Annotated in this window: 20 protein-coding genes; 5 read left to right on the top strand and 15 right to left on the bottom strand. The window is 63.0% G+C overall.

The genetic code is table 11. The features are described from left to right. The first annotated feature begins 18 nt into the window (after positions 1-18). Both JQ609_RS06445 and poxB read left to right on the top strand, forming a co-directional pair. Positions 19-1,236 (top strand): TCR/Tet family MFS transporter, encoded by a 1,218-nt coding sequence (locus JQ609_RS06445; protein WP_212208036.1) that lies wholly within the window; start codon positions 19-21, stop codon positions 1,234-1,236. 109 nt (positions 1,237-1,345) lie between these two features. Then, positions 1,346-3,082 carry a ubiquinone-dependent pyruvate dehydrogenase gene (gene poxB, locus JQ609_RS06440; RefSeq protein ID WP_212272766.1) on the top strand — a complete coding sequence of 579 codons (1,737 nt, stop codon included), beginning with the start codon at positions 1,346-1,348 and terminating at the stop codon, positions 3,080-3,082. Positions 3,083-3,250: 168 nt separating this feature from the next. Here poxB and JQ609_RS06435 read toward each other — a convergent pair whose 3' ends face one another. The 13 genes from JQ609_RS06435 to JQ609_RS06375 all read right to left on the bottom strand — a co-directional run bounded on the left by JQ609_RS06435 (position 3,251) and on the right by JQ609_RS06375 (position 16,927). Beyond that, on the bottom strand, positions 3,251-4,477 hold the full coding sequence (locus JQ609_RS06435; protein ID WP_212272507.1) for an ABC transporter substrate-binding protein: 1,227 nt from the start codon (positions 4,475-4,477) through the stop codon (positions 3,251-3,253). A gap of 102 nt (positions 4,478-4,579) precedes the next feature. Next, positions 4,580-5,656 carry a hypothetical protein gene (locus JQ609_RS06430; protein ID WP_409411169.1) on the bottom strand — a complete coding sequence of 359 codons (1,077 nt, stop codon included), beginning with the start codon at positions 5,654-5,656 and terminating at the stop codon, positions 4,580-4,582. A 261-nt stretch (positions 5,657-5,917) separates the two neighbouring features. After that, the gene (locus tag JQ609_RS06425) at positions 5,918-6,658 is read right to left on the bottom strand and encodes an SDR family NAD(P)-dependent oxidoreductase (protein ID WP_212207963.1); all 741 of its coding nucleotides are present in this window, start codon (positions 6,656-6,658) and stop codon (positions 5,918-5,920) included. Positions 6,659-6,816: 158 nt separating this feature from the next. Continuing rightward, entirely contained in the window at positions 6,817-8,325 is a 1,509-nt protein-coding gene (purF, locus tag JQ609_RS06420; RefSeq protein ID WP_212208037.1) for an amidophosphoribosyltransferase, read from the bottom strand. 30 nt (positions 8,326-8,355) lie between these two features. Beyond that, positions 8,356-8,985, bottom strand: coding sequence for a CvpA family protein (locus JQ609_RS06415; protein ID WP_192740670.1), 630 nt, complete (start codon positions 8,983-8,985; stop codon positions 8,356-8,358). Between the two features lie 168 nt (positions 8,986-9,153). Next, complete coding sequence (gene radA, locus JQ609_RS06410; protein ID WP_212272503.1) at positions 9,154-10,629, bottom strand: DNA repair protein RadA; 1,476 nt, start codon at positions 10,627-10,629, stop codon at positions 9,154-9,156. Positions 10,630-10,713: 84 nt separating this feature from the next. Beyond that, on the bottom strand, positions 10,714-11,859 hold the full coding sequence (locus tag JQ609_RS06405; protein ID WP_212272501.1) for a threonine synthase: 1,146 nt from the start codon (positions 11,857-11,859) through the stop codon (positions 10,714-10,716). Between the two features lie 61 nt (positions 11,860-11,920). After that, on the bottom strand, positions 11,921-13,345 hold the full coding sequence (locus JQ609_RS06400) for an adenylate/guanylate cyclase domain-containing protein (RefSeq protein ID WP_212272499.1): 1,425 nt from the start codon (positions 13,343-13,345) through the stop codon (positions 11,921-11,923). 120 nt (positions 13,346-13,465) lie between these two features. Next, positions 13,466-13,870, bottom strand: a complete 405-nt coding sequence (locus JQ609_RS06395; RefSeq protein WP_212272497.1) for a hypothetical protein — start codon at positions 13,868-13,870, stop codon at positions 13,466-13,468. Between the two features lie 71 nt (positions 13,871-13,941). Then, positions 13,942-14,826 carry a prohibitin family protein gene (locus tag JQ609_RS06390; RefSeq protein ID WP_212207968.1) on the bottom strand — a complete coding sequence of 295 codons (885 nt, stop codon included), beginning with the start codon at positions 14,824-14,826 and terminating at the stop codon, positions 13,942-13,944. Positions 14,827-14,958: 132 nt separating this feature from the next. Continuing rightward, positions 14,959-15,684: a sulfite exporter TauE/SafE family protein gene (locus JQ609_RS06385; RefSeq protein WP_212207969.1), complete on the bottom strand. Its 726-nt coding sequence runs from the start codon at positions 15,682-15,684 to the stop codon at positions 14,959-14,961. A 90-nt stretch (positions 15,685-15,774) separates the two neighbouring features. After that, a complete protein-coding gene (locus JQ609_RS06380) occupies positions 15,775-16,626 on the bottom strand; it encodes an alpha/beta fold hydrolase (protein WP_212272495.1) in 852 nt (283 codons plus the stop codon). 79 nt (positions 16,627-16,705) lie between these two features. Continuing rightward, positions 16,706-16,927, bottom strand: coding sequence for a hypothetical protein (locus JQ609_RS06375; RefSeq protein ID WP_212207971.1), 222 nt, complete (start codon positions 16,925-16,927; stop codon positions 16,706-16,708). 265 nt (positions 16,928-17,192) lie between these two features. Between JQ609_RS06375 and JQ609_RS06370 the strand changes: the two genes are divergently transcribed. Further along, complete coding sequence (locus tag JQ609_RS06370) at positions 17,193-17,561, top strand: GFA family protein (protein WP_192740678.1); 369 nt, start codon at positions 17,193-17,195, stop codon at positions 17,559-17,561. A gap of 27 nt (positions 17,562-17,588) precedes the next feature. Here JQ609_RS06370 and JQ609_RS06365 read toward each other — a convergent pair whose 3' ends face one another. Beyond that, positions 17,589-18,317 (bottom strand): adenylate/guanylate cyclase domain-containing protein, encoded by a 729-nt coding sequence (locus JQ609_RS06365; RefSeq protein ID WP_212272765.1) that lies wholly within the window; start codon positions 18,315-18,317, stop codon positions 17,589-17,591. Positions 18,318-18,587: 270 nt separating this feature from the next. On the opposite strand from JQ609_RS06365, the gene JQ609_RS06360 reads away from it, so the two are divergent. Both JQ609_RS06360 and JQ609_RS06355 read left to right on the top strand, forming a co-directional pair. After that, on the top strand, positions 18,588-19,037 hold the full coding sequence (locus tag JQ609_RS06360; RefSeq protein ID WP_212272493.1) for a cupin domain-containing protein: 450 nt from the start codon (positions 18,588-18,590) through the stop codon (positions 19,035-19,037). A gap of 652 nt (positions 19,038-19,689) precedes the next feature. Beyond that, a complete protein-coding gene (locus tag JQ609_RS06355; protein ID WP_212272491.1) occupies positions 19,690-21,954 on the top strand; it encodes a fused MFS/spermidine synthase in 2,265 nt (754 codons plus the stop codon). Between the two features lie 145 nt (positions 21,955-22,099). On the opposite strand, the gene JQ609_RS34925 is transcribed toward JQ609_RS06355, so the two are convergent. Further along, positions 22,100-22,633, bottom strand: a complete 534-nt coding sequence (locus JQ609_RS34925) for a S41 family peptidase (RefSeq protein WP_249127731.1) — start codon at positions 22,631-22,633, stop codon at positions 22,100-22,102. Positions 22,634-22,653: the final 20 nt, after the last annotated feature.

Below are 22,653 nucleotides of genomic sequence, written 5' to 3'. Positions count from 1 at the left end.
TCGGAACGCGTGGCCGAGATGCCGCCGGTGCGCAGCGGCGCCGCCATCTTCATTTTCGTTACCATCCTGCTCGACATGTTCGCGCTCGGCCTGATCCTGCCGATCTTGCCCAAGCTGGTCGAAAGCTTCGTCGACAATGATACCGCGACCGCCGCGCGGATCTTTGGACTGTTCGGCACCGCCTGGGCGGTGATGCAGTTCATCTTCTCGCCGATCCTCGGCGCCTTGTCCGACCGGTTCGGCCGCCGGCCCGTGGTGCTGTTGTCCAATTTTGGACTAGCGCTGGACTACGTCCTGATGGCGCTGGCGCCGTCGCTGCTGTGGCTGTTTATCGGCCGCGTGATCTCGGGCATCACCTCGGCCAGTATCTCGACGGCTTTTGCCTACATCGCCGACGTGACGCCGCCGGAACGGCGCGCTGCCGTGTTCGGCAAGATCGGCGCGGCGTTCGGTGCCGGATTTATTCTCGGCCCCGCCGTCGGCGGCCTGCTCGGTGATATGGATCCGCGGCTGCCGTTCTGGGTCGCGGCGGGCCTCAGTTTTGCCAACACGCTTTACGGCTGGCTGATCCTGCCGGAGTCGCTGCCGCCGGAACGGCGCGCACCGTTCCAATGGAAAAGCGCCAACCCGCTCGGCGCGCTGCATCTCTTGCGTTCCAACCGGGTTCTCGCAGGTCTGTCGCTGGCGAATTTCTTTGGCCAGGTCGCGCATGTCGTGCTGCCCTCGACCTTCGTGCTCTATGCGACCTATCGCTACGGTTGGGACACCAAGACCGTCGGCCTGACGCTGGCGCTGGTCGGTGTCTGCGCCATGGTGGTGCAGGGCGCGGGCGTCGGACCGATCGTCGCGCGCCTCGGCGAGCGCCGCGCGCTGCTACTCGGGCTCGGCTGCGGTGCGCTGGGTTTCCTGATCTATGGGGCCGCGCCGACCGGCCCGCTGTTCTGGGTCGGCATTCCCGTGATGGCGTTGTGGGGCATCGCCGGAGCCGCGGTCCAGTCGCTGACCACGCAACTGGTCGCGCCCGATCAGCAAGGCCAGTTGCAGGGCGCTACCAACAGCGTCAACAGCGTTGCCCAGATGGTCGGACCGTTTCTGTTCACGCTGATCTTTGCCTATTTCATCAGCGATTCTGCGCCGGTGAAAATGCCGGGCGCGCCGTTCCTCCTGGCTGCTGCGCTATTGGCGCTGGCGCTGTTGGTGGCGTGGCGGACCATGGCTGGCAAACCAGCCACTTGAAGCCGCGGAGTTCCACGGACTTCACGGTAGCCTGAATTGTTCAGGCCCGGCCGGCCCGCTACATCTGATGGCTGACGTTCCGAAGCTCCCCCAACAGAGCGAGGCCACCATGCCGATCGACACCGTCGCTGACCTCATCGCGGAAACGCTCATCCAGGCCGGCGTGAAGCGGATATTCGGCGTGGTCGGGGACAGCCTGAACGGCTTGACCGAGGCACTGCGCAAACGCGAGGTGATCGACTGGGTTCACGTTCGACATGAGGAAGTCGCCGCCTTCGCGGCCTCGGCTGAAGCGCAAATCACCGGCGGGCTCGCGGTATGCGCGGGATCGTGCGGGCCGGGCAATCTTCACCTCATCAACGGCCTGTTCGATGCGCATCGCAGCCGCACGCCGGTACTGGCCATCGCCGCCCAGGTTCCGTCCGCGGAAATCGGCGGCGGATACTTTCAGGAGACCCATCCGCAGGACTTGTTCCGCGAATGCAGTCATTATTGCGAACTCGTTTCCGATACGGCGCAGCTTCCTTACGTGCTGGAAAATGCGATCCGCGCCGCGGTCGGCCGGCGTGGCGTGGCCGTGCTGGTGATCCCCGGCGATATCGCGCTGCGACTAGCGCCCAGCCGTGGCATTTCACCGAATGCCGGGCTGTTGCCGAAAGCCCCCGTGGTTCGGCCGGATGAGACGGAATTGGCGGCGCTGGCGGAGCTTCTGAACGGTGCCAAACGTGTGACGTTGTTCTGCGGCCGCGGCTGCGCGGGCGCCCATCCCAGCCTGATGCGGCTGGCGGACAAGCTCAAGAGCCCGATGGTGCACGCACTCGGCGGCAAGGAACACGTCGAATTCGACAATCCTTACGATGTCGGCATGACCGGCTTCATCGGTTTCTCTTCCGGCTACGCCGCCATGCACGCCTGCGATGTGTTGCTGATGCTGGGGACCGATTTCCCCTACAAGCAGTTTTTACCCACGGGAGCGAAGATCGCGCAGGTCGACATCCGCCCCGAAAATCTCGGCCGCCGCTGCAAGCTCGATCTCGGTCTTGTCGGCGATGTCGCCGTCACGATCGAGGCGCTGCTGCCGCGCCTGACGGCGAAGGATGATCGCCGTCATCTCGACGACAGTGCTGCCCACTATAAGAAAGCCCGCGCCGGCCTCGACGAACTGGCGCGCGGGACGCCCGGGCACAAGCCGATCCACCCGCAATATCTGGCGCGCCTGCTCAGCGAGGCGGCTTCCGACGACGCTGTGTTCACGGCCGATGTCGGCACGCCGACGATCTGGGCGGCGCGCTATCTCGTCATGAACGGACGCCGGCGTCTGCTGGGATCGTGGGTGCACGGCTCGATGGCCAACGCGATGGCGCATGCGATCGGCGCCCAGGCATCGCAGCCGGGGCGGCAGGTGGTGTCGATGTCCGGCGATGGCGGGTTCGCGATGCTGATGGGCGACCTGATCACGCTGCGGCAGATGAAGCTGCCGGTGAAAATCGTGATCTTCAACAACGGCGTGCTGGGATTTGTTGCGCTGGAAATGAAGGCGTCCGGCTTTATCGAAACCGGCGTCGATCTGGAAAACCCTGACTTCGCGGCGATGGCCCGGGCCATGGGCATTCACGCGCGGCGGGTCGAGGATCCCGGCGATCTGCCGCAGGCGATCCGCGAAATACTGGCCCATGACGGACCGGCGGTGCTCGACGTCGTCACCGCGCGGCAGGAATTGTCGATGCCGCCCACGATCACCGCGGAACAGGTCAAGGGCTTCAGCCTGTGGGTGCTGCGGGCCGTGATGAGCGGACGGGGCGACGAGGTTTTGGACCTCGCCAAGACCAACCTGCTGCCGCGTTGATGGTGCGGATGAAAGCGTTTTTGTCTACGTCGTCCCGGCCTTGAGCCGGGACCCATACCGCTTTGTGCTATCGGCTAAAACAAGGTGGCCGACACCTGCTACAATTACAGCCGCCGCGGCGTATGGGTCCCGGCTTTCGCCGGGACGACGATCGAGTTTGTGGTCTGACTATTTCTTCACCAGCGGACAGTCGCTTGCCTCGAGCGGCTTGGCGGCGTCTTCCGGGGCGATCGTGGCGATCTGCTTGTAATAGTCCCACGGACCCTTCGACTCTTCCGGCTTCTTCACTTCGAACAGATAGGCCGGAATGAGACGACGGCCGTCGGCGCGCAACGGGCCCTTGCCGAACAAGGGATCGTCGGTCGGCAGTTCCTTCATCTTGGCGATCACCTTGGCGCCGTCACGCGGATTGCCGCCGAGCGCTTCCATCGCCTTGAGATAATGCAGCACCATGGCGTAATTGCCCGCCTGCGTCATCGACGGCATCGCATTCTTGCTCGCCAATGCGGCAAACCGCTTCGAGAAGGCGCGGGTCTGGTCGTTCAGGTCCCAGTAAAAGGATTCCGTGAAGGTCAGGCCTTGCGCCGTCCTCAATCCCAGCGAATGCACGTCGTTGATGAACAGCAGCAGCGCGGCGATCTTCTGGCCGCCCGCGACGATGCCGAATTCGGAAGCCTGCTTGATCGCGTTGGTGGTATCGCCGCCGGCATTGGCGAGGCCCACGACCTTGGCCTTGGAAGCCTGCGCCTGCAGCAGGAACGAGGAGAAATCCGAGGTGTTGATCGGATGCTTGACGCCGCCGAGCACCTTGCCGCCATTGGCGGTGACAACAGCGGACGTATCGCGCTCCAGCGCGTGGCCAAACGCATAGTCGGCGGTCAGGAAGTACCAGGTGTCGCCGCCGGATTTGGTGAGCGCCTTGCCGGTGCCGTTGGCCAGCATATAGGTGTCATAGGTGAAGGAGATCGTGTTCGGTGTGCAGGCCTTGCCGGTGAGATCGGCCGTCGCGGCGCCCGAATTGAGCAGCGCGATGTTCTTCTCCTTGACGAGGTTGCTGACGGCGAGAGCCACGCCGGAGTTCGGCGTATCGGCGATCGCATCGACTTTGTCGTTGTCGATCCACTGCCTGGCGATGTTGACGCCGACGTCGGGCTTGTTCTGGTGATCGCCACTGACGACGTCGATCTTCCATCCTTTCTTGAGCAGCCCGGAATCCTCGATCGCCATCTTGACCGCGACCACCGAATTGGGGCCGCCGATATCGGCGTAAAGGCTCGACATGTCGTTCAACACGCCGATCTTGACGGTCTTGTCCTGGGCGTAGGCGGGCGCGGCAAGGCTGACGCCGGCAACGGTGATCAACGCGGCAAGGCGCCGCGCGCGAAGTGCAGTCATGTATTTCCTCCATCTATGTCGCCGGGCGGCCTTCTTTGGGAGGTCCAACCCGGCATATGACTGAGATGGTGGTAGTGGTTCCGGAAGCTCCCGGCAATCCACCTATCGTAGCGCGTCCGATGTCAGCTTGAATTTCTGGATGCGCTTTCCGGTGTCGACTTCGGCGGTATAGACGTTGCCCTTGGAATCGACCGCCATGGCGTGAATCCAGTGGAACTGCCCGGCATTGCGGCCGCTGCGTCCAAAACTCCCGACCACGGTACCGTCGTCGCGCTTCAGCACCCGAATTTCGTTGTTTTCGCCATCAGCGCTCAACAAATAGGTCTGTTTCGGATCGGGCCAAACGGCGATGTCCCACACCGCGCCATTGCCGAGCGTGTTCTTCTCGAAGAACCACTCCTTCACGAAAGTTCCGTCCTTCTTGAACACCTGGATGCGGTTGTTGATGCGGTCGCAGACATAAACCATCCCGTCGGTGGTGAGCTTCACGCAATGCACGGGATTTGCGAATTGCTGGGCAGGCGGCGCCTTGGGATCATAGGGCGGCTGCTTGTCGTCGTTCGGCGGCTTGCCATAGGCGCCCCAGTGCCGCTTGTAGGCGCCAGTCGTCGCGTCGAACACGATGACGCGGCGGTTGCCGTAGCCGTCGGCGATGTAGATCTCGTTGGCATCCTTGTCGACCGCGGTCTCGGCGGGCTTGCCGAGTTGTGTGGTGTCATTAGAACCCTTGCTCGGCGCGATCTTGCCGATCTGCATCACGAACTTGCCGTCGAGGGTGAATTTCAGAACCGCGTTGTCATTGTCGGCGTTGCCGCCGACCCAGACAAAACCCTTTTCGTCGACTTCGATGCCGTGTTCGCGGCCGACCCATTCATAGCCTTCGCCCGCACCGCCCCTGGAGCGCAGCAGATTGCCCTCGGCATCGAACTCCAGCACCGGCGGCGCCGAGACGCAGCACTTCGATCGGGGCGGGGTCAGCGTTGCGCCCTTTTCGTCGTCGGTCAGCGAGCGCGGACGGTGAATGACCCAGATGTGGTCCTTCGAGTCGACGGCGATGCCGCCGACCTGGCCGAGGATCCAGTTGTTCGGCAGCGGCTTTGGCCAGGACGCATCGACGGCGAAGGTCGGAACATCGCCGGCGAGCGCGGGAAGTGGCATCGCGGTGACTGACATCAGCATGGCGGCGGTGACACCGGCGAGGATGGTTTTGCTGAGATGTTGGATGGCCGGTATCGAGCGCGCGCGATGCATCGCCATGATGCTTCCTTCCCTGATATTCTTGGCGGGTTGCTCCCGCTTGCGCGGGCAGTCAATCGTGGGGGAAGGGAGGAGTCAACGGTATGACACCCACCGTCATTGCGAGCGCAGCGAAGCAATCCATGGCGCCCCGCAAAGGAAGAATGGATTGCTTCGCTTCGCTCGCAATGACGTGGAGAGAACTCAAGCAGGCGCGCGAAAGTCCATCAGCGTGCGGGTCTTGTAATCATAGAGCTTGCCGGTCTCGGACCAATCCGGCGAACACATCGGCACGATGAATTCCGCGACCTGTTCCGGCGTATCCAGCGTCTCCGGGTCTTCGCCGGGAAATACTATGGCGCGCATCTTGGTGCGGACCGGGCCGGGGCTGAAAAGATTGACGCGCAGGTTCGTGCTTGCGGTCTCCTGCGCCCAGGCGCGCGCCAGCGCTTCGAGGGCGGCTTTCGAGGCGGCATACGGGCCGACATAGGCGCTGGCCTTGTTGGCGGCGCCTGATGTGACGAACACGGCGCGGCCGGCGTCGGACTGCCTCAGCAGTGGTTCCATGCAGCGGATCAATTGAAAGTTCGCGGTGACGTTGACCGCCATCACGTCGTTCCAAGGCTTCAGTTCGATATGGCCGAGCGGCGAGGAGGGGCCGGCGACGCCGGCATTACCGACGAGAATGTCAATCTTGCCGTGACGCTCGTGCAGTGCCGCGCCGAGGCGGGCGATGCCGTCGGAGTCGGTGAGGTTCAGCGGCACCAGCGTGGCGCTGCCGCCGTCCTTGCGGATCTCGTCGTCGAGCTCTTCCAGCCCGCCTTGCGTCCGCGCCACCGCCACGACATGCGCGCCGGCCTTGGCAAGCGCGCGCGCGGTGGCATAGCCGATGCCGCGCGAGGCGCCGGTGACGAGTGCGATACGGGAGGCGAGGGGAGATGTCATGGAAGTGGCTCTATCATCGTCGTCTGACCCATACGCCGTGACGGTTATGATGCGAAAGGTGGTTGTGTCTAGAGGCGTCCGTAAAACGACGGCCGGTGGCTATGGGTCCCGGCCTTCGCCGGGACGACAAACCAATGGGGTCTACTAACTCGGGTCTACTAACTCGCCTCCGCCAGCAGCGACAATTGCCGGGGCGACGGCTCGGTTTCGGTCTGGTCGGTGAGGTGGGTCGGGTAGGCGCCCGTAAAGCAGTGGTCCGAGAATTTCGGATTGGCGGGATCGCGGCCGGGTTCACCCATCGCGCGGTACATGCCGTCGATCGACAGGAACGCCAGTGAATCGGCGCCGATGATCTCGCGCATCTCCTCAAGGGAATGCGTGGCGGCAAGGAGCCCGCCGCGGTCCGGCAGGTCGATGCCGTAATAGTCGGGGTAGAGGATCGGCGGCGAGGCGAGGCGGAAATGCACTTCGCGGGCGCCGGCGTCGCGCATCATGCGCACGATCTTCTTCGAGGTGGTGCCGCGCACCAGCGAGTCGTCGATCAGGATGATGCGCTTGCCCTCGATCGCGGCGCGGTTGGCCGAATGCTTCATGCGCACGCCGAGTTCGCGGACGCTCTGGGTCGGCTGAATGAAGGTGCGGCCGACATAGTGGTTTCTGATGATGCCGAGTTCGAACGGCACGCCGGAATGCTGGGCGTAACCGATCGCGGCGGGCACGCCGGAATCCGGCACCGGCACCACGACATCGACCTCGACTTGGCTTTCGCGCGCGAGCTGTGCGCCGAAGGCTTTTCGAACTTCATAGACCGAACGGCCGCCGACGATGGAATCCGGCCGAGAGAAATAGATGTATTCGAAGATGCAGGGCCGCGGCGGTTTTGGCGGAAACGGCTTGTGGCTGTGCGCGCCCTTGTCGTCGAACACGACGATTTCGCCGGGTTCGATGTCGCGGACATATTTGGCTCCGATCATGTCGAGCGCGCAGGTCTCCGAGGTCAGGATCGGGTGACCGTCGAGGTCGCCGAGTACCAGGGGACGGATGCCGAGCGGATCACGCGCGCCGATCAGTTTCTTGTTGGTCAAGGCCGTCAGCGAATAGGCACCCTCGATCGTGCGCAGCGCCTCGATAAACCGGTCGATGAAGCGGGTGCGCTTCGACTGTGCGACGAGATGCAGGATCACTTCGGTGTCGGTGGTCGACTGCATCATGGCGCCGTGGAGCACGAGTTCGCGGCGCAGCGTCAGACCGTTGGTGAGGTTGCCGTTATGGCCGACCGCGAAACCGCCGGCATTGAGCTCGGCGAACAGCGGCTGCACGTTGCGCAGGATGGTGGCGCCGGTGGTGGCATAGCGGACATGGCCGACGGCGGCATTGCCGGGCAGACGCTCGATCACCTCGCGGCGGGAGAAGGTATCACCGACAAGACCGAGCCGGCGTTCGCTATGAAAGCGGCTGCCGTCGAAGGAGACGATGCCGGCGGCTTCCTGGCCGCGGTGTTGAAGGGCGTGTAGTCCGAGCGCGGTGATGGCGGCGGCCTCGGGGTGGCCGAAGATGCCGAACACGCCGCATTCCTCGCGTAGCGTGTCGCCTTCGAGATCGTCCTGCAAATCGATCGGACCGGAGTTTCGGTCAAGTTGCTCGGCGGGATCGGAAGGGTTTTGCATCGCGTCCATCGCCTCTCTTTTGGCCAAGAGTTACTTGCTCGCAGGTTTCTCGATCAGCTTTTTAAGGCCGTCGCGGGCAGGTTTGCTGTAGCCATCACCGGACGCCGGGGCTGCCGGCTCGGCGTCAGTTGAATCGTCGTCGGGTTTATTCTTCTTGAATCTCTTTAAGATGGTGTTCTCAGGGTCGTCCGGCAAGAGCGCCATTAACCAATCTCCGGTTCCCTGCAGCACCATCCGGGACTTCGCCCCGGTGATCCAGTCGGGCCGCTGCTTGTCCGGAACCAGCCAGCTGAAGAACAGGAAGGCGACGACCACGATCAGCAGGCCGCGGGCGAGACCGAACAGGAACCCGAGCGTGCGATCCAGCGCGCCGATTCGGGAATCCAGGATCATGTCCGAAATTCGCACTGTAATGATCGACACCACGACCAGCGTCGCGATGAAGGTGCCGGCCACCACCACGACGGCCGCCACCGTGTCGTTATTGAAATAAGTTTTGGCGGTCGGCAGCAGTTTCGAGAAAGCATACAGCGTGACCAGGGCCGCCGCGCCCCAGGCCGCGATCGACAGAATCTCGCGCATGAAGCCGCGCACCATGGCGAGCAGCCCCGAAATCAGCATCACACCAAGCAGGACGAGATCGAGTATCGTTATCGGCATCGGCTGGTCAGGTCCGCTCGTAAATTCCTAAAGTTCTGCGAATCGGCGTGTCGGTGAAAGTTCTAGGTGACGGTCATATGGCGTGTCCCGCAAGGCCGGATATCACGCCATCCCACGCGCCTTTCGCGCGCGTTGTATAGCGGCGAGGGCGGGTGACGTCACGCCGCTTTAGCCGTTCTCGCGACGGAATCGCGCCGGTGTGGCATTTTTCTCCGCTGGGCCCTCGCGATTGGCCTCCCGGTTACCCTCTCGATTGGCTCTGGGCGTGCCTCGCGCGGCAATTTCAGCGACTAGGCTGGTCAATCCGCCAACGCTGTTCAGCACCAGACCCGCGTCGCCGCCGGCCTCGCCACGCGCCGATTCGGGCAGTATTGCGCGGCCAAAGCCGAGTTTTGCCGCCTCCTTCAGCCGCGCCGAGGTTTGCGCCACCGGCCGGACGGCGCCAGACAGCGAAATCTCGCCGAAATAGACCGCATCCGTCGGCAGCGGCGCGTTGACCAGCGACGAGACGAGGGCGGCGGCGGCCGCGACGTCGGCCGCGGGCTCCTGGATCCGCAGGCCGCCGGCCACGTTCAGATAGACGTCGAAGCCGGACAGTTTGACCCCGCAATGGGCCTCCAGCACAGCCAGCACCATCGAGAGCCGGCTCGGGTCCCAGCCGACCACAGCGCGCCGGGGCGTGCCGAGGGTGGTCGGCGCCACCAGCGCCTGCAATTCCACCAGCACCGGGCGGGTGCCCTCGATGCCGGCGAACACAGCGGTGCCGGGACTGCCGAGGTCGCGCTCCGACAGGAACAATTCGGAGGGATTGGAAACCTCGCGCAGGCCGAGGCCGGTCATCTCGAACACGCCGATTTCATCGGTCGGGCCGAAGCGGTTCTTCGCCGCGCGCAAGATGCGGAATTGCTGCGAGCCTTCGCCCTCGAACGACAGCACCGCATCGACCATGTGCTCGACCACGCGGGGGCCGGCGATCTGGCCGTCCTTGGTCACGTGCCCGACCAGGATGATCGTGGCCCCGGATTTCTTGGCAAACCTGATCAGCGCCTGCGCCGAGGCGCGGACCTGCGTGACCGTCCCGGGGGCTGATTCGACCGTATCGGTCCACATGGTCTGGATCGAATCGATCACGATCAGGCGTGGCACCGCGCCCTCGGACAGCGTCGAGACGATGTCTTCGACGGAAGTCTCGGCCGCGAGCTGCACCGGCGCGTCGGCAAGGCCGAGCCGTTCGGCACGCAGCCGCACCTGAGCGACGGCTTCTTCGCCTGAAATGTAGACCGCGCGATGCCCCGCACGCGCCATCATGCTGGTGGCCTGCGTCAGCAGCGTCGATTTGCCGATGCCGGGATCGCCGCCAACCAGCAACACCGAGCCGCGGACGAAGCCGCCGCCAGTGACGCGATCGAGTTCGACCATGCCGGAGGAGAGTCGGGGCGCGTCCTGGCTCTTGCCGGTCAGCGATTCCAGCGCAAAAGTTCTCCCCCTGCGCTTGGAGCGGATCGAGACCGGCATCGAGGTCGCGCCCGTCGTGTCTTCCTCGGACAGCGTGTTCCACTCGCCGCAGGCCTCGCACTTGCCCTGCCAGCGATTAAACGCCGCGCCGCAGTTCTGGCAGACAAAGGAGAGGGTGGATTTGGCCATGAAGTCCCGGTGAGGCGCTCGTTCTTATTTTGTTCTATAGCGGTTCCAGAGCCAAGTCAAAGGCTGGGTGGGCCCAAGTCGGAATTAAAACAGCTCGGCAATCGTGGACGCCGTCTTGATGCCGGTGCCTGAAATCAACAGCACCGTATTTTCGCGCTCCTTGATGACGCCTCGCGCCGCAAGCTTTGCGAACGCCGCCGCGACACTGGCCGATGTCGGCTCGACGAACAGGCCAAGCCGCGCCAGCCGCCTCAACGCGGTGACGATCTCGTCCTCGGAAACGGCCACCGATTCCCCGCCGCTGTCTTTCAAGGCGTGGATCATTTCCTTGAGCCGCAGCGGATGTGCGATCGCGGTGCCTTCCGCGATCGTCTTGTGGACGGCGCGATCGATCGGCGTGTCGACGCCGGCCTGGAAGCTGGCGTCCAGCGGCGAGCAATTGAGCGGTTGCGCGGCAAACAGTTTTGGCAGTTTGCTGATCTGGCCGGCGGCAAGCATTTCGGAGAAGCCGATGTGGCAGCCGAGCAGGTTGCTGCCCGCGCCGACCGGGATGATGATGTTGTCGGGCGCCGTGAAGTTGAAGTCCTCCCAGATCTCATAGGCGACCGACTTGGTCCCCTGCAGGAAGAACGGCTGCCAGTTGTGGCACGAGTAGAAAATCTCGCTGGACTGGCGGATCGCCTCGGCTTGCGACTCTTCGCGCGGCCCTTCGACAAGCTGCACCTCGGCGCCATAGGCGCGCACCTGCGCGACCTTGGCCGGTGACGTATAGGCCGGCGCCAGTATCTTCACCCGCATGCCGCCGGCCGCGCCATAGGCCGCAACCGACGCGCCGCCATTACCAGATGAGTCTTCCAGCACCGCATCGATGCCGAGCTGCCGCACATAGGACAGCATCACCGTGGTGCCGCGATCCTTGAAGCTGCAGGTCGGGTTGAACCATTCCAGCTTGAAGAACGGCCGGAAGCCGTCCCATTCCTTTTGCACCAGCGGGGTGCAGCCTTCGCCGAGCGAAATCGGTTTTGCAATCTCGACCGGCAGCGAGGCCCGATAGCGCCACAGCGATCGCGTGCCGCGATCGATCTCGTCTCTGGTGATGCCGGGCTGCGGGCTGATCAGCAGCGGCTTTTGCCCGTCGCCGCACCAGCGCGGCACATCCAGCGGATAACGCTCGCCGCTGCGCGGTTCGACGTAGAAGGAGTCATTTGGATATTGTTTGGATCGGGGCATTGGGTCAGCCATACGCGGGTTCAATTCTGCCGTGGCCTATGCGCCCTGACGCCGTGCAAGGTCAACCTCGAACCGTGCCCTCAGCTTCGACTTCGTACCCCCGCGTCCAGATCCCGACTGGTTGCTCGAGACCGCGAATGGTCCGGGGTGGCTTTCTGACAAGGTGCAAGAAGTCGGCATCCGAGCTGCCGGTCTCTGCCCGCGCGCGCTGCACCAGTTCGTCGCTGGCCACCAGGGCGCAGCCGTAATCGCGGGTCAGCGCTTCAAGGCGGCTGGCGGCGTTCACTGCCGTGCCGATGACGGCAAATTCGAGCCGGTTCAATCCGATATCGCCCAGCACGACCTGACCGTAATGCAATCCGATGCTCACCCGAATCGGAGGTTCGTTGCGGGTTTTTCGTTCGCGGTTGAGTTCGGCGATCGATCCGATCATGGCCTGCGCGCAGCGCAGCGCGTTGCCGGCGTCGGACTCGCTGGTGAAGGGCGTGCCGAACGTCGCCATCAGTCCGTCGCCGAGATATTTGTCCAGCGTGCCGGCGTGCCGGAAAACGTCCCGTTCCATCCGCTCGTGGAACTGGCGCAGCGTTCCGATCACCTCCATCGGGCTGCGGCCGTCCGCATAGGCGGTGAAATCAACGATGTCGGCGAACAGCACCGCGACATTCTGCGTTCGCACCTGTTTGAGCGGATCGTCGTTCTTGGACAGCTGTTCGACGACATTGGGAGAGAAATAGCGCGCCAGGTTGGTGCGTTCGCGTTCGATGCCGGCGTGGCTGATCAAGAGGGCATTCGAACGCCGCGCCGCCAGCGCCAGCGTCATGGCGACGATCAGGAACACGGTGATCTGCTGGAACCGGGCGCCAAAACCGATCGACGAGGGATCGATGATATCGAACAGCCTGACGTCGGCGCCGACGGCGGCCCGCACCCGTTCCGACAGCGCGGCGTGGGTTTGCGGCTGCAGGTAGACCCAGCCGACGCCGATCGCCCACAGCGCGGAAGTCCAGAACCCCATCGCCACAACGGTGCGCCATGAATAGGCCAGCGTCGCGGTCGCCAGGAAAACAAAGAAGTAAATGAAGCTGTCGAACCGGTACTGCATCGCAAGTGGCCAATCGACCGTGCTCCAGGGATTGGGTACGACGGTCAGGAAGGTCATCAGCAGCAGGTCGCAAAATATCAGAATAAGCTCCTGCCACGACCGCTCGGCCTTGCCGACCTTGAGCTGCGCCCATCCGATCAGGGCAAACAGGCCGAGCATCAGGACGTAATAGAGAACTTCCCATTCCGGATTGATGATCGGCAGGGTGGCGGCCGTCACCGCCAGCGCGACCCAGCGAGCCCGAACGGCGAGCAGCAAGCCCTCGCGCTTGCTGTCGGTAAGCGCGGCCTCCGCGAATTTCAGGGTGTCTTGCTGAACGTCGGTTTTCCCCGCCACCCGGTTGCCGGGATCGGTGATAGCAGCCACATCAGCTATTGCGCTCAAGACATCGCCCTCAAGGCCGAATTGATCGGATCATGCACTATGCCATTATACCGGGCATTGTTGGCGTCAGCATGATGTCATCGGAGCGCATTTTTCAAATGCGGTTCGCGATGCCCGGGCTCAACGGCTGCTAGGGGCCTTGCAGCGCAGATACGGCTTGCCGTCGATCTTGATGGTGCCGTTCGGGCCGGGCGCGAGCTTGACGGTCGCTTTCCGTGGCTCGACGCCCTTGTTGAAATAATCCCAGAATTCAAAACAGGTGACCGAGAGATTGATGCCGTCTCCGACCACGGTCTTGCGGTCGATCCGGCAGTGATTTTCATATTGGTCGACCATCGGCGCGGGCTTGCCGCCGATCGGCTTGCTCATGTCGATGAGCGTCTTGCTGTCCGGGCCTTCCTTGTTGCGGCAGTCCTTCGCCGTCTTGGCCCAGAGCCCGTCAAAATTACTTTCTGCGGCGTGCGAGGCCGGCGCGGCGAGGGCGGCAGCGAGCGCGACGCCCGCCATGGTGATGACATTTCGCATGGGACCTTCCTGAGACGATGATCGCTGAGATCGCGATCCCAGGCATCACCGCTTCCGGATGTTTTCGAAGATTATTTGACCGAGACGAACGGCACCGCGGAGCCGGGTACCATGGTGGTCGGCAGCACGCCGTTCCAGCGCTCGGCCTGCACCAGGGTCACGAGGTTCGGGTTGGTGCCGAGCGCCTTGGCGCGGGCTTCGATCGCGGCGGCTTCGGCTTCGCCGGTCAGCTTGATGTTGGTGGCGCGGGCTTCGCCGTTCAGCCGCAGCGCGTCGGCGGAGGCCTGCGCTTCGGCGCGGACGGCGTTGGCCTTGGCGTTGGCTTGCGTGACTGTGATCTGAGCCTGAACCTTCTCGCGCTCGGCGTTCTGCTGCAGCTTCTGCACCTCGACCTCGGCCAGCATGCGCTGTTCGATCGAATGCAGATAGGTCGAGCTGAACTCGATGTTCTCGAGCTGCACGCTCTCGACGATGATCATCGGATCATCCTTGAGCGAAGCGGTAATGGCGTCCCGGATCGCGTTGTTGAGGGCGCCGCGCTCCTGAATGGCTTTCACCGCGGTATAGCGGCCGAACACGATCTTGACCTGCTGGTTGACGGCAGGGCTGACCACCTGATTGACCGCTGCCTGCAGCCGGCCGAATTTGGCGTAGAGATCCGTTACTTTTTCCGGCGATGCCCGCAACGTGACACTGATCTTGAGATCGGCGGGCTGCTGGTCGTAGGAATAGGAATTCATCTTGTCCCAGGAGAAGGTCGTGGTCTTGACGCTCACCTTCTCGACGCTGTCGATCAGCGGGATCTTGAAGCCGAGGCCCGGCTGTGCGGTACCGATAACAGCGCCATAGCGCAGCAGCACGCCGCGCTCGGTCTGATCGACGGTGTACCAGCTTCCGGCTGCAATGAGGCCGATGACAATGACGGCCGCGACGGCGCCGATAATGCCCCTGTTCATTTCAAAATCTCCTGTGGCTGAAAATCACTGTTCAAGCCACGCAACGTCTAAGGCCTCACCCGGAATTGGATGTGATGCACGTCACTTCGTCTCCTGGACCGCGAGGTTGGTTCACGTCGGAAGGAACGGATTTCAGGCTGATAGAGCCGACCAAAGCAGGGAAAGCCCGGCCACCAGCATGATGCCGTCCATCAGCAGGCGAAACATCTGGGGTTGAAGGTGCAGCACGAAGCGCTTGGCGATGAAGGCCCCGAACATCAGGGAGGAGCCCGCGATCAGGCCCTTCAGCGCAACATCCGGCGTCAGTGCGCCGAAGCGTTCGAAGGTGACTGATTTGCTCAAGTAAAGCCCGAGCGAGCTTGCGGCCTCGGTGGCGAGGAACGCGCCCTTGTTCAGCCCGTAAAACAGAAACAGCGGTACGCTGAGCGGCCCGGTCGACACCACAATGCCGGTGAGATAGCCGATAACAGCGCCACCGACGGCGAGATGCCAGAGGCGCGCTTTAAGCTGGTGGCGGTCAAGCCAATGCCGCACCGGCACCATCGCGATCAGAAACAGCCCGATCGCGATATCGACGGCGTGCGACGGCAAGGCCAGCAGCGTCCGTGCGCCGAGTGCCGCAGCCGGAATTCCGGTGACCGAGTAGGCGAGGCAGGCGCGCCAGTCGACCTCACGCCACCAGGCCAGGATACGCGACAGGTTCGCCATCACGGCGGCGACCGCCATGATCGGCACGGCCTCCTTTGGCCCGTATTGATAGACCAGAACCGGCATCAGCATGATCGAGGAACCGGTGCCCACGATGCCGCTGATGGTGCCGGCGAGAAGCCCGACGGTGAGGACGAAGAGGAAACCCAAGCTCTGCTGTCTCCGCGATTCGTGGCGGCGGGAACAGCAAGCCTAGCAATTTTTGGATCACACCGGCAGCGGATCCGGACGGAAGCGGTTTCAGCGCGGCACGGACGCCGTCACCATCGCAAACGGATCGTTCGGGGAATCCTCGGGCTTGATCAGTCCCGGTTTCAACGAGCCGTCGTCATCGAGGAATTTGTGGACCAGCGCCTGAATCGTTGACTTGACGCGGTCGGAACCGCGATCGCTCAGTTCGTTGTGCTGAAACGCCGTGTTCACCACGGTGATACCGGCCTTCCGGCACATCTCGTCATCCGGGATGACGCCCGGGTCGGGTTTGAAATGCGGATCGGTGGATCGGAATGACAGGATCTTGATGTTGCCGTCGGTAATGAACGGCACCCGCAGATTGTCCAACGTCACCACTTTCTTGACCAGTTCGGGACGCCGGCTGGCGAAGTACATCGAGATATCGCCGCCATTGGAATGACCGACCAGGGTCAGGCGTCGGTAATCCGCATTCGGATACGCCTTCTTCATTTCCTCGATCGCGAACATGATGTTGAAAATGCCGCGATTATATTGCGGCCGGCGGCCGACATACTCCTCGCCGATCCTGGTCACCATCGGCTCGTCGGTTTCGATGTCGTGCTGGATGCTGCCGACCAGATAGCCCCGGGCGGCAAAGGTGTTGGCGAGGAACGAGTACTCCGTGTGCTTGACGGTGTTGCCGTGGCTGATGATCACGACCGGCAGTTCGATCATTTCGGCGGCTGCCTGCATGGCCCGGTCGCGCCGCACGGCGACGTCGACGGCAACCCGCCGGCTGTCGCGCAGGATGTCGTGCGACAGCAGCGTCTCGTGGCGAATGAGCCATTTGCTGGCGGTGAAGTAGGCGACGATCGCCAGCGTGCAAAGTGAGAGAACGATCGCAACGCGGCGTTTCATTTTCTTCCCCCTCGATCGCCTGGCCGGTGAGGCCGACCGTCGCTTGCAATGCAATCACCGGACCCCGGCGTCGTCCGACTCAAGCGGCCTTGTTCGGAAGCCGCTCGGCGGTTGAAATCAGTTTCTGAAAGGCGGACGCCTTCAATCTTTCCAGATCGCGCTCGCCGACAGCCGCCAGGGCCAAAAGATGTTCGGCAACCTCGAGGGCCGAGTGCGACTTCCGCTGACGGAAGCGGTTGTCCTTGATGACCTCGTCGAGCGCGCGCCGAAGCGTTGCGATGGTGGCGGGTTCGTAGCTCATGCCGGAGCTTTAGGCGGCCTCCTTGACAGCCACATGACCGCGGCTTGAAGGCCTGCGGATAACCAAGCCGCGCCAACGCCGTCGCGCGTTGCCAAACGATTGAAAATACGCAGCATTGGTTCGTCCGAAGGTTGCGGCGAGGTCCCGGCGCGGCCAATGACATTCGCGTGAAGGGGGTGGGGTTGCCGGTTGCTGACAGCATGCTGGCAGCAGGTACCGGTTATGAACGCTGCCGCCGTGTCGGAATATTCGAAAGGAACAGATGATGCCGATCAAGGGAAGCTGCCATTGCGGCCAGACGCAATTCGAGGTGGACGAGATGCCGGCCGACGTGACCCGCTGCACCTGTTCGCTATGTTCGAAGCGCGGCGCACTATGGGCCTATTACACGCCGGCGCAATTTCGCCTGACTTCGCCGCCGGAAAACGTCGCCACTTACCAGTGGGGCAGCCGAACCATCAAACATCATTTCTGCGCCAATTGCGGCTGCGGGACCTATGGGGAATCGCCTGATTGGTCGACCGGCAAGCCGGACTTTGAAAATCCCAAGGTTGGCGTCAATGCCCGGCTGTTCGACGACGTCGATCTCGACGCCGTGCCGGTGACGGTTATCGACGGCAAGAACCTCTGGTGAGCAAGGAGCTCTGGAAGAGAGGCAGGGCTATGCCGCGTAAAGCTCGATCGGGGCATCGAATCCCTTGAGCTGGAAGGTCTTCGAATGACTGTCCTGCAAATCCGGCCGGGCGCGCTGATAGACCTCCTGCGTCACGAGAATCTGGTCGGCTTCGGCGACCGACTGCGCGCGGGAGGCGGTGTTGACGACGGTGCCGATGGCGGTGAGGTCGCGATGCGACCGGCCGAACTCGCCAAAACTGAGTTCGCCGGCGTGAATGCCGATACCAATCCCAAGGTCGCCGGCGTTCAGGCCGAGCGCGGCCGCAAGACCGTCGCGCCGTTCGCGCCAGTTGTTCTGAATATCGCGCGCCGCAAGCAGGGCATTGCGGACATGGTCGTCGCGCCGCAACGGAAAATTGAACACGGCCATGACGGCGTCGCCGATCGTCTTGTTGAGGAGGCCCTCATGCGCCCAGATCGCGCCCGCACATTCATCGTAGAACGCGTCGAGCAGGCCCGAGACGGCCTCCGGTGATTTCGACTGGGACAGGCTGGTATAGCCGCGCAGATCGGCAAACATCACGGTCGCGTCGATGGTGATCTTGCGCGCTCGCATCACCTTCGTGAACATCAGCTCGCAGATCGTGCAGGTGTTGGGGTTCATTCGGCTCGGGCGAACGCCAAATGCCCGGAACGGCACCGAGATGATCCCGCGGAGCGGCACGGGCATGTGCATCTGCTCCCAGCAGCCCTTGCAGAAACGCGAATGTTGCAGCGCCGCCATCGTTCACCATACGTCGCAGGAGTGGCAGGTCTGTTGATCCTACAATTGGGGGCGGACACCAGCAAGGCAGGATGCGGGTTTCCTGCGTGCCGCACCCGGCTGGCGGTTGCGGGCAAAGCTGGCAGAGCGTTTTCCAGCGAAGTGGGCAACCGGTTCGCGTCAAGAAAACGCGTCAAATCGAGAATCTAGAGCCCCGTTCCGATTTCATCGGAACGGAAAAGGCTCTAGGATCATCTCAAATCAACAAGACGGAGGATCGCCATGGACGCCGTTGCGCCGAAAGGCCCAGAGACCGCAGACACGCATTCGCATCTCGTTCGGCCGGCCGACATGGAGTGGCAGAAGACCCGTTTTCCCGGTTGCGAAGCCAAGACGCTGCTGTTCGATCGCAAGACCGGCCTCATGACCGCGCTGATGCGGTTTCAACCCGGCGCGGTGCTGCCCGACCACGAGCATGTCAACATCGAGCAGACCTACGTGCTCGAAGGCAGCCTGGTCGACAAGGAGGGGCCGGCAAAGGGCATCGAATGCAAGGCCGGCGAATACATCTGGCGCGAGCAGGGCAGCCGTCATGTCGCCTGGTGCCCAGAGGGCGGGCTGATGCTCGCGATCTTCCAGGTCCCGAACAAGTTCTTCGAGGCCGACGGCCGTGTCGTCGACGCCGCGGGCGAGGACTGGGACCAGATCTGGGGTCACACGAAAAAGGGCTGACGCAGAACTTAGAACCTGATCGAAAGAGCAGCCCGCATTTTCGGACCCTTCCTACCTGCGTGAAAGAGATTCTTTATTTCGTCATGGCCAGGCATAGCCGTCTGTAGGACGGCGTCGCTTCCGCTCGCCTATGCCCGGCCACCCACGTCTTTCTTGCTTGATGGAAGGCAAGACGTGGATGCCCGGCACCCGTCTCCGCCAGGGCTCCGACGAGGCCACGAATGGTCGGCTCGCCGAAGCTTTAGCGGAGGCGGCAAGGCCGGGCACGACGATGTTCCGTACATGGCGTTGTTTTATTGATCGCATTTTGAGTCAGACACTCAGGGTCCGGCGGCACGAAATCATTTCAGCTCTTGCAGCATCTTGCGTGCAGCGGCCAAAGGGCCTCAATCCGCTTGCGCTCGGCAGTTGCGACCTTTGTGAAGAGGCCGTGCTTGCGCGCGTTCTCGGAGCCCCCACGCCGACGATCACCGGCTACTTTGCATGGGGTTGTTTTCGATATTTTAGTTGGGAGCGAGGGTTCCGCCGCGGCGTCCGTCAAGGCGGCCTTTACCATGGCGCAGGTTAGCGATTCCCGGCTGCCGGGTTAAGACTTTGCTCAGGACTGATTGGCTACCGTGCAACCACAAATTGCCGGTGTGCCAGGGGGACTATGTCGCTTTTCAATGCTTCCGATCGGATTGCGCCCGACTGCGATCGGCAGGCGATGGTGGTCCGGCTGACGCCGCTGCTGTATGTCGCGACGCTGTTCGTCTCGGCGCTGCTGTTGTTCTCGATCCAGCCGATGTTCGCCAAGATGGTGTTGCCGAAACTCGGCGGCGCTCCCGCGGTGTGGTCGGTGGCTATGGTGTTTTTCCAGACCGTGCTGCTCAGCGGCTATGCCTACGCGCATCTGCTGAACCACGTGCTTGCGCCGCGTTGGGCTGCAATGTTCCACCTTGCGCTGCTCGGCGCAACCGCGACGATGCTGCCGATCGCGATCGCCCCTGGATGGGGTGTTCCGCCACCGGATGGGACGGCGCTCTGGCTGTTCGGCCTGTTCGCGGTCTCGATCGGCCTGCCATTCTTCACGCTGTCGGCCAGCGCGCCGCTGCTGCAAAGCTGGTTCGCAGGCAGCGGGCACAGCCGGGCCGGCAATCCCTACGTTCTCTACGCCGCGTCCAACCTCGGTTCGTTCGCGGCACTGTTCGCCTATCCCGTTGTCATCGAACCGTTTCTCACGTTGAAGACGCAGGCGGCGGCGTGGTCGATCGGATTTGCGCTGCTCGCCATGCTCCTGAGCCTGGTCGCGGTATTGACGTCGCGTGCGAAGCCTGTCGCCGCAAAGGTCGAGGTTTCCGACGATATCGGCGCCAGTACCGGCGAACGGATGCGGTGGATCGCTCTCGCCGCCGTGCCATCGGGGCTCGTCATCGCGGTCACTGCCTATCTGACGACCGATATCGCCGCCGCACCATTCCTGTGGGTGGTGCCGCTTGCGATCTACCTGCTGACTTTCGTCGCCGTGTTCCGCGAGCGGTCATGGATCGCCCACGCCAATGTGGTGCGCTTCGTTCCGTTCGCGGTGGCGCCGCTCGCGGTCAGCCTGATCGGCGGTGAGAAGGTGTTCTGGCTGACGACCATCGCCCTCAACCTCGTCGTCTTCGCGCTGCTGACGCTGTTGTGCCACGGCGAACTTTACGCGCGGCGGCCGAGCCCGCGGCGGTTGACGGAGTTCTATCTCTGCACGTCCCTTGGCGGGGTGATCGGTGGCGTCTTTGCGGGGCTCGTCGCGCCGCAGATCTTCAATGGCAATTACGAATATCCGATCCTGATCGCGCTCGCGCTGTTGTGCACGCCTGGCATTTTTACCGGCGGCGTCCGCAAGGTGCTGACCGGAGCGTTGCCATGGCTTGCGATCAGCGGAGCGCTGGCGCTGGTCTGGTACGTCACGCGCTATCAGCCGCCGGCAACATTTGAACTGGCCTTCCAGGTCCTGCTGGCGCTGCTGGCAGCGGCGATGCTGTTTCAGCGGCAATGGCCGATGCGCTTCGTCGGGCTCGTAGTCCTGAGTTTTGCGGTAACCGCCCTGTGGCGGCCCGGCATTGCGCCGATCGAAACCGCGCGCAGTTTCTTCGGCGTCCACAAGGTCGCGGAGATCAACGGCGGCAGTGCCCGCTTGCTCTACCACGGCACCACCATTCACGGCGCGCAGCGGTTGCGCAACGATGATGGCACGCCGGTCACCGGCCCGCTCTTGCCGCAGACCTATTACTATCCGGGCGGTCCGTACGCACAAGCCATTGACGCTGCCCGTGCCGCGCGGGGCAGCCTCGACCATGTGGCCGTCGTGGGCCTCGGTACCGGCACGCTGGCCTGTCATCGCAAGGGCAGGGAGCGCTGGACCTTCTTCGAGATCGATCCCGAAGTGATCCGGATCGCGCGCGATCCGCGTCGCTTCGAGTTCCTGTCGAAATGCGCCCCCGATGCGCCGATTGTCGCCGGCGACGCGCGCCTGACGCTGGAGGCATCAACCGACCGCTATGATCTGATCGTGCTCGATGCATTCTCGTCGGATGCGATTCCGGTGCATCTGCTGACGCGCGAAGCGGTTGCGGGTTATCTTTCAAAGCTCACGCCGCATGGTGTGATCGTGGTGCATATCTCGAACCGGTACTTCGATCTCGCGCCCGTTGTGGGTAACGTCGCGCACTCCCTTGGGCTTGTCGCCTATCTGCGGGAAGATACCAGCGCCGGCGATCTGCTGACCACGATGAAAGCCAATGCACGCCTCGTCGTCCTGGCGCGCGATGCGGCCGCCACCGGCAGCATTGCCGAAAGCTGGACGCCGTTGCAGCCGGACCGGTCGAGCGCGCTGTGGACCGACGATTACTCCAATATTCTCGGCGTCATGCTGCACAAGAAATTCGGCGGGTAGACTGGCTCTCCTATCCAACCAGCGCGGCTGATCAGACAATTTCCGTTCACGATGTTAGACCGGACATCTCCATTGCGAGTGCCGAGTTCTGAAAGTGACCCGGAGCGGACTTGGCGAATACATCCTACTGGCACAAACGCTATGACTAGCGCTTACCCACAAGTGTGCCTTTTTGCTCCCAAGGACCAGGATTGAGCGTTGCGGTTGCCGTTTTTCCGGTAGAGTCTTTAGCGAAGGCAATCCGAGTGTGATCAGGCCCATCAACGAAGAATTCGCTACCCGATACCGGCTTCAAGGCCACGGCCTTACCTTTCGTGAAATCTAGAATGGGCCAGGGGCCGGTCGCCTCAGCGACAAGGCCTCCACCGTCCATCCGGATCTCTAGCTCGACATTGGGGACATAGATCGGCGCTCGCGTGAGGGCGACTTCCGACGGTCCGCTCTGAGCACGAGTGAGCTTGAGCTTGACTTGGACATTCACCGGACCGCGCAGTCTGGCGATGACCTGGTTCACCGTCAGGCCGGTTACGGGGGCACCGTCAATCTCTGTAATGACATCACCTGACTTCAGCCCCGCGTTTGCCGACGGCGAATTGTCGAGCGCGCGGCGAATCCGCACCCCGCCGCCAGTCAATTCGATCTCAGCGCCAATGCCGGGTGCGCTGCTGCTCGAATTCATTTTGTCGCGCGCGCTGGACG

Source organism: Bradyrhizobium sp. AUGA SZCCT0169, assembly GCF_018130085.1.
GTDB lineage: Bacteria > Pseudomonadota > Alphaproteobacteria > Rhizobiales > Xanthobacteraceae > Bradyrhizobium.
Note: the sequence above shows the minus strand (reverse complement) of the source record. Positions and strands in the feature narration are given on the sequence as shown.

Excerpts from the sequence above, each read along its gene's own strand:
- JQ609_RS06445 (WP_212208036.1), top strand. The coding sequence starts at position 19 with ATGCCGCCGGTGCGCAGCGGCGCCGCCATCTTCATTTTCGTTACCATC.
- poxB (WP_212272766.1), top strand. The coding sequence starts at position 1,346 with ATGCCGATCGACACCGTCGCTGACCTCATCGCGGAAACGCTCATCCAG.
- JQ609_RS06435 (WP_212272507.1), bottom strand. The coding sequence starts at position 4,477 with ATGACTGCACTTCGCGCGCGGCGCCTTGCCGCGTTGATCACCGTTGCC.
- JQ609_RS06430 (WP_409411169.1), bottom strand. The coding sequence starts at position 5,656 with ATGCTGATGTCAGTCACCGCGATGCCACTTCCCGCGCTCGCCGGCGAT.
- JQ609_RS06425 (WP_212207963.1), bottom strand. The coding sequence starts at position 6,658 with ATGACATCTCCCCTCGCCTCCCGTATCGCACTCGTCACCGGCGCCTCG.
- purF (WP_212208037.1), bottom strand. The coding sequence starts at position 8,325 with ATGCAAAACCCTTCCGATCCCGCCGAGCAACTTGACCGAAACTCCGGT.
- JQ609_RS06415 (WP_192740670.1), bottom strand. The coding sequence starts at position 8,985 with ATGCCGATAACGATACTCGATCTCGTCCTGCTTGGTGTGATGCTGATT.
- radA (WP_212272503.1), bottom strand. The coding sequence starts at position 10,629 with ATGGCCAAATCCACCCTCTCCTTTGTCTGCCAGAACTGCGGCGCGGCG.
- JQ609_RS06405 (WP_212272501.1), bottom strand. The coding sequence starts at position 11,859 with ATGCCCCGATCCAAACAATATCCAAATGACTCCTTCTACGTCGAACCG.
- JQ609_RS06395 (WP_212272497.1), bottom strand. The coding sequence starts at position 13,870 with ATGCGAAATGTCATCACCATGGCGGGCGTCGCGCTCGCTGCCGCCCTC.
- JQ609_RS06390 (WP_212207968.1), bottom strand. The coding sequence starts at position 14,826 with ATGAACAGGGGCATTATCGGCGCCGTCGCGGCCGTCATTGTCATCGGC.
- JQ609_RS06380 (WP_212272495.1), bottom strand. The coding sequence starts at position 16,626 with ATGAAACGCCGCGTTGCGATCGTTCTCTCACTTTGCACGCTGGCGATC.
- JQ609_RS06375 (WP_212207971.1), bottom strand. The coding sequence starts at position 16,927 with ATGAGCTACGAACCCGCCACCATCGCAACGCTTCGGCGCGCGCTCGAC.
- JQ609_RS06370 (WP_192740678.1), top strand. The coding sequence starts at position 17,193 with ATGCCGATCAAGGGAAGCTGCCATTGCGGCCAGACGCAATTCGAGGTG.
- JQ609_RS06360 (WP_212272493.1), top strand. The coding sequence starts at position 18,588 with ATGGACGCCGTTGCGCCGAAAGGCCCAGAGACCGCAGACACGCATTCG.
- JQ609_RS06355 (WP_212272491.1), top strand. The coding sequence starts at position 19,690 with ATGTCGCTTTTCAATGCTTCCGATCGGATTGCGCCCGACTGCGATCGG.
- JQ609_RS34925 (WP_249127731.1), bottom strand. The coding sequence starts at position 22,633 with ATGAATTCGAGCAGCAGCGCACCCGGCATTGGCGCTGAGATCGAATTG.